Genomic DNA, 4,596 nt, shown 5'->3' with positions numbered 1-4,596 from the left:
GTAACAAATATGGCCAAAATCAGCCCCAAACTGACCCCGCCCGCCAAATCCCCGCCTTTCCCATAACAACCCCGCCAGGCAGCCCGCACCACCCGCCAGCCAACCCCAATAACCAAACCGGGAGAATTATTCAATCACTCCCAAACCCCAGCCGAAACCGCCCTAAAGCGCGGCCCAGAACCTCCCGTCGGATCCGCCCCACATAGCAAAGATTGTGAATCCATTCACAAACTTACTCTCCCGCAGCCCTCCCGACCAACCCCGAAGAACTTTCGACTTTGTGACAACCTTTCACAAAGTCCGACACCTTGATATGCCCCGACAAAGATAACCGGAGACAATTATGCCGCCATTGACCAACACCACCCACCCGCCCGCCTGTCCAGCCGGACTGATCCCGAACCAAATCCGGCCGCCCCAACGACCCCCGAGCCTCTCCGGTCATGGATATTATAGTCCATCAACCCGACCCCCCAAACACCCCCCAACTATGGCCCCAATCCCATAACCGGAGAAACATTGTCCGCTATTCTTCTGAATCGAAGTTACAGAAAAACCGGCCCGGTTTTAGGCCGCCGGGCGACCCCTGAATCACAACAAAAAAAGCGCTTGGGAAGCCGGAATTTTTGAAGCCTGACCGCCCGAAATGGAATAAAGCGTTTGACAAAATTGAGGGGCTGGGTTATACTATCAAGCTTATGAAAGATATATATTGTCGTTAAGGAGGTAAAATCCGGTGAAGGTTTTTGAAACTGACCGAATAAGAAATATTGCCCTTGTTGGCCAGCGCGGATGTGGTAAAACCAGCCTTGCCGACGCCATCGCTTTCTCGTCCGGTATTTCCAACCGCTTGGGTAAGGTCGATGACGGAACATCGCTGTCCGACTTCACAGAAGAAGAAATCAATCGCAAAAGCTCAATCTCGATGTCCATCCTGGTCTGTCCGTGGAAAAATCTTAAGGTCAACGTCCTGGATTTACCCGGCCATCCGGATTTTATCGGAGAATTGATCGTCGGATTAAATGTGGCCGAAACGGCGGTTATTGTTTTGAATGCCAATTCCGGTATCGAGGTCGGCACCGAAATTCATTATAACTATGTCAAAAAATTCAAGGTACCCCGAATCTTCTTTGTCAATAAAGTCGAGAAAGAGCATGTCAAGACGGCTGAAGTCGTCGCCCAGCTCCAGGAACGATACGGCCTCAAAGTCGTCCCCGCCCAGATTACGATCGGCGAAGGCCCCGCTTACAAAGGGGTCGTCGATGTCGTCAAAATGAAAGGAATCACCTTTGACGATAAGGGCCAGCCCACGGTTGGCGATATCCCCGGCGATTTGATGGCTGCCGCCAAAGCGGCTCAGCAGAAGCTGATGGAAGCGGTCGCCGAATCGGACGATGCCCTTCTCGAGAAGTTCTTCGAACAGGGCGAGCTGTCAAATGACGAGATGCTTTCCGGCCTTAAAAAAGCAATTGCCAAACAATTGGTTTATCCGGTCCTGTTCGGTTCCGCAGATCTCAATTCGGGTGTCCAGACCCTGATCGATTTTATCACCGATTATTTCCCGGCACCGAATATCATGCCCCCGATGAACCTGATGAACACCAGCTCCGACGAGGTCGAAACGGTCGAAATGGTCAGCACCGGCGCCCCTATAGCTTATGTCTTCAAGTCGATTTCGGAGGCGCATATCGGTGACATTTCGCTTTTCAAGGTTATCTCCGGCAAGATTAATCAGGGCCTGGATCTCTATAATCATGTCAAGAATGCCTCCGAACGAATCGGCCAGGTTTACTCCGTGACCGGCAAAGAACGCTCCGAAGTCGAGGCGGTCAACGCCGGTGATATCGGCGCCATGGTCAAACTTAAAAATACTGCCGGCGGCGATACCCTGGCCCCGAAAGACAAGCGCCTGGCGGTCCCGGCGGTAGAATTTCCGGAACCGGTCATGGATGTCGGCATCAAGCCCAAGTCCAAAGGCGACGAGGAAAAGCTTTCAACCGGCCTCCAGAAACTTCGCGATGAGGACCCGACTTTCAGTATTGTCATCGACCCCGCCCTGAAACAGACGGTTCTGTTCACCCAGGGTTCGACCCATACCGAAATAGTCCTCAGCAAACTGCATAAAAAATATAGCGTCGAAGTGGATACTTTCAAGCCGCGTATCCCGTACCGCGAGACCATCAAAGGCAAGACTGAAATCCAGCACCGCTACAAAAAGCAGAGCGGCGGACGCGGTCAGTATGGCGATGTTCATCTCCGCATCGAGCCGGTCCCCCGGGGCGAAGGCTTCGTTTTTGCCGATGAAGTCAAGGGCGGCGTTATTCCCGGCAAATATATCCCGTCGGTGGAGAAGGGCGTTGTCGAGGCGATGGAAGCGGGCGGACTGGCCGGCTCACCGGTCGTCGATGTCCGGGTGGCCGTTTTCTATGGTTCCTACCACGCTGTTGACTCCTCCGATATGGCCTTTAAAATCGCCGCTTCAATGGCCTTCAAAGAAGGTTTCCTGCAATGTAAACCGGTCCTGCTTGAGCCGATCAGCAAGGTGGAAATTCTCGTTCCCGAGGATTTCACCGGCGATGTCATGGGTGACCTTTCGTCGCGCCGCGGCAAGATTGCCGGCATGGATCCCGAAGGGCGCTACACCCGCATCCGGGCCACTGTCCCGCAGGCCGAGCTTTACAACTACTCGGTGGACCTGCGTTCGATGACCTCCGGACAGGGCGTTTACAGCCGTACCTTCTCGCATTACGAAGAGGTCCCGCGGGAAATCATGGAAAAGGTTATCGCCGATATCAAGCAGGCTAACGAAGAATAGTTGGACTGACAATTTGCTTTGTGAGTGATCTCATATAAACGAATAGGGCCCCGCCAATCGGCGGGGCCTTTTGTTCGAGTAATATCGCAACCATAATGAAGTTCAATCGTAATTAGGGGAGAGAGTTCTGGCAAGTCTATGAAAACATGGTATTTTTCTATCGCCATTTCCATCGCCTGGGTCATGTCCGAAATTATCCTGGCGATAATTAAACATTCCCGATCGGACTCGACCAATCGCCGCGATCGCTCCTCACTCCGCTTTCTCTGGATAATTATTTCCCTTGCCGTGACTGCCGGCGTCTGGCTGGGATTGAGAGGAATCGCTCCAATACCTTTCGGGCGGCGCTATTTTTTATTTATCGGATTGATTTTCATTATAGCCGGCTTGGTTCTGCGCTGGGCGGCCATTCTGACCTTGCGGCATTATTTCACCGTCGATGTCACCATCATGGCCGGCCACCGCCTTATCGACCTGGGCCTCTATCACCACATTCGCCACCCTGCCTATTCCGGCAGCCTGCTGTCGTTTCTGGGCCTGGGGCTGGTTTTCGCCAGTTATGTCAGCCTGGCCGTCATTTTCATCCCCATTCTGTTCGCCTTCCTTTACCGTATCAGAATCGAAGAGGCGGCCCTTGTTGATGCTTTCGGCGATGAATACGTCTCTTATTCCGCCCGCACCAAACGCCTCATCCCCGGAATATTTTGATGGCTTATACAGACATTTCAATCAAATCGCGCGGATTCTCTCCGCATACTCACACAATTTATCATGATCCGGGTGATTCAATTCTTTGGCGACTTGCGATAAAAAGAAAGCAAATTAATAACAGGAAAAGATATGGTATCACCAATGAGCGCGGCCCATTAAAATCATATCACAATGATAGATATCTTTCAATGTTTTCTACTCCATATTTTTCCAATTTTAATTGGGAGCAATAGTAATTAATAAAACCCAAGTGCTTAATGCCATACATATTGCTTATCAGTTCTTCAAAATCATCTATTTCATTGATCTTATTCAAAATTTCTTCTATTTCCTTAAGTTTTGATTCTAGTCTTTGATTTTGCTCATCTTTGTTCAGACTGAAATATTCTTTTTTCGTTTCGTCGAAAATCAGTCTAATTTCCCATTCCCAGCTTTTCAAAAACCATTTCTTTGTAAATCTGACGGCATTTTGAGAATTATTTGATGTTTCAATTGAATGGGCCATTTGATTCTTAAAACTTTCCATGTCATTGAAAAATGTAGACATTTGTTCATTAGTTTCTTTAGATTTTCTTAAATAATATTCGAAAAGCAGTTTTCTGGCATTAAATTCATTTGATTCTCTTATTTCTTTCAATTTTATCTCAAACTGTCTCTTTGTGGCCAAGAATGTAAAATAACCTGCAAGCAATGCAGGAAAGAAAATTTTCGTAAAATCTGAAATGACATTGTTCCAATTGATTTCCATCTTATAATCCCTTGCTCTTATATAATTGATGATGCCAATTTAATGTCATTAAAGGTAAAAAGCGGGTCGGCATAAATTTTAGTCTGATTTATTGCCAAAATCAGTCAAGTAAGGAAGGTGTCGTCGGACACCTGCCTCTTAACCCGCTCCCATTAATATCGCCTCAAACCGCGCTGATCCTCTCTGCATACTCACACAATTTATCATATTCCGGGTGATTCAGTTTAGTAGATACCGTCTTAACTGTCAAGGGCATAGTTAGGATTAAAGGGTAAATTGTTTTTCAACATTGCCCGGATCATCATCAGTAGTTTTTTCATAA

At 48.4% G+C, this 4,596-nt stretch carries 3 protein-coding genes; 2 read left to right on the top strand and 1 reads right to left on the bottom strand.

Features of this window, described 5'->3' with window-relative positions; translation table 11 throughout:
* Positions 1-736 precede the first annotated feature (736 nt).
* Positions 737-2,815, top strand: a complete 2,079-nt coding sequence (gene fusA / locus CVT49_16355; GenBank protein ID PKK81927.1) for an elongation factor G — start codon at positions 737-739, stop codon at positions 2,813-2,815.
* A gap of 138 nt (positions 2,816-2,953) precedes the next feature.
* Positions 2,954-3,523 (top strand): isoprenylcysteine carboxylmethyltransferase family protein, encoded by a 570-nt coding sequence (locus CVT49_16350; protein ID PKK81926.1) that lies wholly within the window; start codon positions 2,954-2,956, stop codon positions 3,521-3,523.
* Positions 3,524-3,692: 169 nt separating this feature from the next.
* Here the strand turns inward: CVT49_16350 and CVT49_16345 are convergent, their stop codons facing one another.
* Positions 3,693-4,274 (bottom strand): hypothetical protein, encoded by a 582-nt coding sequence (locus tag CVT49_16345; protein PKK81925.1) that lies wholly within the window; start codon positions 4,272-4,274, stop codon positions 3,693-3,695.
* Positions 4,275-4,596 lie beyond the last annotated feature (322 nt).

This window comes from candidate division Zixibacteria bacterium HGW-Zixibacteria-1, from assembly GCA_002838945.1.
Classification (GTDB): domain Bacteria; phylum Zixibacteria; class MSB-5A5; order GN15; family PGXB01; genus PGXB01.
This window is presented reverse-complemented; position numbering and strand designations above follow the sequence as displayed.